We start from the raw sequence: 1128 nt of genomic DNA on the forward strand, positions 1-1128 counted from the left end.
GAGCGTCCCAGATGCCCAGGTCGGCAGCGCCGAGGCGGCTTTGCAGGTACTCGCGGGTGGCGGTGGGTTCTTCATGCAACGTCAGGCTGACCGGGCCGCCGGCGCTGGCCGGTACCTCGGTGGACACTGGGTGTTTTTCTTCCAGCCACGCCAGCAGGCCGCCGTCGAGGTAGTGGTATTTCTTGTGGCCGATGACGTCGAGCATCCAGATGAATCGCCCGGCCCAGCCACCGCCTTCGTCGTCGTACACCACGTAAGTGGCATCCGGAGTGTGGCCCAGTTCGCCGAACAGCTTTTCCAGATCAGCCTTGCCCGGCAGCAGGCCCGGCGCTGGTGGCTGGCCCAGTTGGGTGCGCTTGGGGTCGACAAAGCGTGCGCCGGGGATATGCCCTTCGGCGTAACGCGCAGCGCTGGTGAGGTCCACCAGGATCAGGTGTTCGGCATCGAGGCGACCGAGCAGGTCACTGGCCTCGATGACCAGCGGCAAGCCAGAGAAGTCAGGCATGTGAGGTCTCCTGGGCATAAAAATTGGGCGCTAAGGGAGGGCGATTGTAGCGCAAGCGTCAGGCACTGCGGTTGGTAAAGCTGTGCAGGGCCTTTTCGATGCATTGGGCGGTTTTGCCGAAGGCCTGCACGGTGGTTTCCGAGAACGGCCCGCCGCCCTGGTCGGCCACCATCAGCATCACCACCCGGCCATTGCAGCTCAGGGAGCGCAGCAGCAGGTGTTCGCCCTTGAACAGGCGGCGCAGTTCCGGCGGCAGCAGTGCCGAGAACTGGGCGTGGTTGTCGGGGTTGAGGCGCACCTGGGCGGACTTGGCCAGCAGGCGTTGCAGCAGGGTGCTTTGCGCCACGTCGAGGCTCATGTGGTCGGCGTCCTTCGGCAGGCCGTCGACTTGATGCACACGTAGCGTGCTCAAGGTTTTGTCCGCCATCAGCAGCATCACCCGTTGCATGCCGCAGGCCACGAGGGCTTCCTTGGCGCAGGTGGTCAGGTGCATGGCATTGGCAAAGCGGCTCGGCTCTACGAGCAATTCGGTGCAGCGCTTGCGCCAGATCGCCAGGGACTCGGCGGTGGGCGGGGGGGCCGGCAGCAAACCGTGGTGAACGCGCTGCACATCCCATGGCCAG

The 1128-nt window shown here is 65.2% G+C and carries 1 protein-coding gene and 1 pseudogene; both read right to left on the minus strand.

All coding sequences use genetic code 11. The annotated features are described in order from the left end of the window. Positions 1–505 (minus strand): rhodanese-like domain-containing protein (locus HX846_RS35140; protein ID WP_256740321.1); only part of this gene is annotated, 505 nt, incomplete at its 3' end. 58 nt (positions 506–563) lie between these two features. Then, positions 564–1128 (minus strand): annotated as a pseudogene (locus HX846_RS35145) (histidine kinase); the annotation flags it as partial.

The sequence above is a fragment of the Pseudomonas sp. K5002 genome, assembly GCF_013386655.1.
Taxonomy (GTDB): domain Bacteria; phylum Pseudomonadota; class Gammaproteobacteria; order Pseudomonadales; family Pseudomonadaceae; genus Aquipseudomonas.